Source organism: Streptococcus suis, assembly GCF_002964045.1.
GTDB classification, from domain to species: domain Bacteria; phylum Bacillota; class Bacilli; order Lactobacillales; family Streptococcaceae; genus Streptococcus; species Streptococcus suis_U.
Window position 1 is genome coordinate 1 of the sequence record NZ_POPB01000278.1, and the last position, 407, is coordinate 407.

Consider the following 407-nt stretch of genomic DNA (forward strand, 5'->3'; position numbering starts at 1 on the left):
TACCCTTTTTACACTAAACTTTAGTCCAAAATAAAATAATTTCCATATTTGGATTACGAGACTCAAAATATTTTTCGTCAAATACCTTGATGGACTTGACAAATGGTAGAAAAAAAGCCATGATTTCAATAGAAATCACGACTTTTTGAAACATTTATTTTTGGATTGATTGAAAATCCTTTCATGAGCCAGTCTACTTGCTCGGAAGTTAGAGCCTTGACCTCTTCTTCATTGTTTGGCCAGGTCAATTTTCCATTCTCAAAACGTTTATACAATAACCAAAATCCTTGTCCGTCCCAGTAAAGAGCTTTGAATCGGTCTTTTCGACCTCCGCAGAAGAGATAGACCTGACCTGAAAAGGGATCCAGATTGAATTGACTTTTGACAAGGTAGGCGAGAGAATCAAT

Annotated in this window: 1 protein-coding gene; it reads right to left on the reverse strand. The window is 36.1% G+C overall.

The annotated features are described in order from the left end of the window. Positions 1–125: 125 nt before the first annotated feature. Positions 126–407: IS66 family insertion sequence element accessory protein TnpB (tnpB, locus tag C1E99_RS03680; RefSeq protein WP_153060128.1), on the reverse strand; the 282-nt coding region annotated here is incomplete at its 5' end.